The organism is Bacillus sp. JJ1503 (assembly GCF_036965125.1).
Classification (GTDB): domain Bacteria; phylum Bacillota; class Bacilli; order Bacillales; family Cytobacillaceae; genus Cytobacillus.
The window spans coordinates 1-3811 of sequence record NZ_JBALOZ010000167.1 but is presented as its reverse complement, the minus strand read 5'-3'; the positions used below and the strand labels follow the sequence as shown (position 1 = coordinate 3811).

Here is a 3811-nt window from a genome sequence, read left to right as displayed (position 1 = left end):
AATAACATTTATATATTAAATAATGAGATAGTCTTTAGATTCCCAAAATCTGAAGATCTTTTATCTAAAATATTGAATGAAGGCAAAATACTAAATTTGTTAAAATATAAAAAACCTATTTTATGCATACCAGACTATGAATATGTTTTCAGTGGGAGTGATTTAAAAGGCGTTAAATATTCTTTCTTGAAAGGTAAGTCTTTAGGTGAATATCCCATTAACAATCTTAGAGATAATCCAAACAACGCCAAGTTGATTGGTGATTTTCTAACGAAGTTGCATAGCATTGATGTTTCAAACCCTAATCTAATTAACTTAGAGACAATCCATACACTTAAATACTGGGAAAATTTATATTCCTCAGTCAAAAATGATATATTTCCTTTTTTAAATGACCAGCGACAGAATGAAATTAATGAAGTATTCACTAATTTTATTGACCTCTTTCCAAGTTTAACTTTTAAAAAATCAATAATACACGGTGACTTGACTGCCTCAAACATTATTTATAATAAGGGTAAAAACTGTATTGATGGCATTATTGACTTTACAGATGCCCAAATAGGAGATCCTGCTTTCGATTTTGCAGGTTTATATTGGTCTTTTGGTTCAGAATTTACAAAGGACGTATTATCTTGGTATAGCGCTCCTGAATCGTCTGAGAATTTATTTAATAGAGTAAAAAACTTTTATGGATTACAACCAGTTTTTCATGAAATATTATTTGCAGTGAAAAATAATCAACAAATCAATTGGGATACTGCCTTTGAAAAATTTTCTTACCTAAAAAATTTATATGAAACATAATTAGTAGCCTGTTATTAAATTAAAGGTGATTATCTTAATAAGGTATAAGCATTTGATCTCTAACTTTAGCTAACCAGTTAAGCTCTTATGTTTTTCCGTTAAAGGGCGCTTTTCTGANNGGCCATTTAATGGAATAAGGCTTATTAAGCTAAAGGTTTGGTTAGTTGAATTTGTTGGCCAGAAAAAAAAACCGCACACAATGCGGTCTGATGTTCAATAATTATGGGATACCTTTTTAGGGAAGACTTGTATTTTACTCATCATTACTAATGGGTTCCACATTTTGTTCATTTGTTTGACCCCCATATTGCTGGTTAATTTCTTTAGCTAACTCATCTAAAAATTCATCAGATAAAAAGGGACTATTGTCTTTGAACATATAAATCCTCCTTTGACGTTGCATCTCTTAAATATTTTTCTAAAGCATGAATTAATATCTACGTTACTAACATTTCCGTTTTTCTGTTTTTTTATCTTTTTACATAAAATTTATTTACTTTTGCAGAACACAGGAGTATTATAATCACTGTTTCAAATTTCTAAATCGCTGAAACCATTAGGTACGGGGGAACCATTTTTGTGGGTTGTTACTTAACCCAAGGGGTGAATCCTTTCAAGGTAGGGCTACTCAAAGGCCCGAATCCGACAGCTAACCTCGTAAGCGTTAAATGAGAAGGAAGGTGGAGCTTGTGACACAAAAAAGTGATGTGTCTACAGGTCTGTTTAACTCTGACTTGTAGGCACTTTTTTTTATTCATGTAAAAATTTTGTTCTTTTAGAGAAATTACTGTTTATAAGGGAATATATAACCTATTGACACTATTTAGGCGGTGAGTAATTAATGATTTCATTCATAAAAAGGCTTTTAATTGGACGACCTTTAAAATCCAATGAATTAGGAGAACAGAAACTTAACAAAACGAAAGCATTAGCGATCCTTTCTTCTGATGCTTTATCATCAGTGGCATATGGTCCTGAACAAATTTTGATAGTATTGGTCACAGTAGGTGCTGTAGCATTTTGGTATTCAATTCCTATCGCAGTTGGTGTATTAATTCTTTTAACAGCTCTTATATTGTCTTACAGGCAAATCATCTTTTCTTATCCTCATGGCGGTGGAGCGTATGTGGTTTCAAAGAGCAATCTAGGTGTAAATCCAGGCTTAATAGCTGGAGGTTCGCTATTGGTAGACTACATACTTACTGTTGCTGTAAGTGTGTCTGCTGGTACAGATGCTCTAACATCTGCTTTTCCCACCTTACATAACTTTAATGTGGAAATTGCTATTGCATTTGTGATTTTTATTACAATTTTGAATTTAAGAGGAGTAACGGAGTCTGCATCAATTTTAGCTTACCCCGTTTACTTATTCGTTGTAGCGATGTTCATATTAATTGGTGTGGGTATTTATAATATTCTAACAGGAGGAGTTTCACCTGAAATACACACCCCGATTGGTACACCTGTAGCGGGAATCAGTTTATTTATTCTTTTAAGGGCGTTTGCTTCGGGAAGTTCCGCCTTAACAGGGGTTGAAGCTATATCCAATGCCATTCCCAATTTTAAAGATCCAGCTCCTAAAAATGCTGCTAAAACATTAATGGCAATGGGAGCCTTGCTTGCGATACTGTTTTCAGGAATCATATTTTTAGCCTATTATTATGGCATTGCTCCAAGTAGAGAGGTAACCGTTGTTTCCCAAATTGCAGAAGAAACTTTCGGTCGAAATTTCATGTACTTCTTTATTCAAGGAACTACAGCATTGATATTAATCCTTGCTGCAAATACTGGTTATTCTGCTTTCCCATTGCTGGCTGTTAATCTCGCAAAAGATAAGTTTATACCAAGGATGTTTCTGATTAGGGGAGACCGATTAGGATATTCTAATGGGATCCTCATACTTGGAATTGCTTCTATCATTTTAATTCTTGCTTTTCGGGCAGAAACAGAGCATCTTATTCCACTTTATGCAGTTGGAGTATTTCTCCCATTTACTTTGTCTCAATCGGGAATGATGGTTAAATGGCTGCGAGAAAAGCCCAAAGGGTGGATTCCAAAATTCATAATTAATACAACGGGTGCTGTTATTAGCTTTACGGTCACAATGATTTTCTTTTTAACAAAATTTTCACAGGTTTGGTCAATCTTAATTTTTCTACCTATCATTGTCTTGCTCTTTCATCGAATTAGAAAGCATTATGAAGCTGTTGGAGACCAGCTTAGGCTTACAACTTGTGAATCTCCTGTGAAAATTGAGGGTAATGTTATGATAGTGCCTGTTGCCGGCATGACTCACGTTGTAGAGAATTCCTTAAATTATGCTAAATCGCTTTCTCCTGAACAAATTATTGCTGTATATGTTGCATTTGAAAGAGAAGACGAGAAGAAGTTTGGAGAAAAATGGAGGAAATGGCAACCTGATGTAAGACTAGTAACACTGCACTCTCATTATAGAAGTATCATCAACCCACTAACCAAATTTGTTGATACTGTGGAGCATAAAGCGAGGGAAGGAAATTATAATGTGACAGTTGTCATTCCACAATTTATACCTAAAAAAGGTTGGCACAATATTCTTCACAACCAATCAAGCTTACTAATTCGTGCCTTCTTATTGTATCGGAGAGATGTGGTCGTTACAACTGTACCTTATCATTTAAAAAAATAAAGAGCAGGACTTTCATGTACTTCCTTACTTTGATATTAACGGAGCTGCTTTAAGCAGCTCTTTCTTATTTGAACTATCATGTAAAAACAGCACTTTATTGCGTATTCTGTGGTGAACGCTGGGTTCATGGTTGGGTAACGGTGCTAAAGTTCAATATAAGCGAACTGTTTCAATAGCCTTTGATCTTCCACAAAAGGGCGCTTTTCTGAAACAAGGAAAGCGTCTTTCTTCATGAAAAGGGCCATTTTCTTGAATAAAGTTGGAAGGTTATGTGTTATAAATTTAAGTTGATCAAAAAAGGAAATTTATGGAGTTTACAGAATTAGTTAACGAATA

At 34.3% G+C, this 3811-nt stretch carries 3 protein-coding genes and 1 riboswitch; of the genes, 2 read left to right on the top strand and 1 reads right to left on the bottom strand.

What is annotated here, in order from left to right; translation table 11 throughout:
- Window positions 1-807: aminoglycoside phosphotransferase family protein (locus tag V7149_RS13625; RefSeq protein WP_335346167.1), on the top strand; the 807-nt coding region annotated here is incomplete at its 5' end.
- A gap of 253 nt (window positions 808-1060) precedes the next feature.
- Here the strand turns inward: V7149_RS13625 and V7149_RS13620 are convergent.
- On the bottom strand, window positions 1061-1186 hold the full coding sequence (locus V7149_RS13620; protein ID WP_335346166.1) for a bacitracin ABC transporter ATP-binding protein: 126 nt from the start codon (window positions 1184-1186) through the stop codon (window positions 1061-1063).
- A gap of 156 nt (window positions 1187-1342) precedes the next feature.
- Window positions 1343-1487: riboswitch (cyclic di-AMP (ydaO/yuaA leader) on the top strand.
- A 161-nt stretch (window positions 1488-1648) separates the two neighbouring features.
- Between V7149_RS13620 and V7149_RS13615 the strand changes: the two genes are divergently transcribed.
- On the top strand, window positions 1649-3475 hold the full coding sequence (locus tag V7149_RS13615) for an APC family permease (protein ID WP_335346165.1): 1827 nt from the start codon (window positions 1649-1651) through the stop codon (window positions 3473-3475).
- Window positions 3476-3811: the final 336 nt, after the last annotated feature.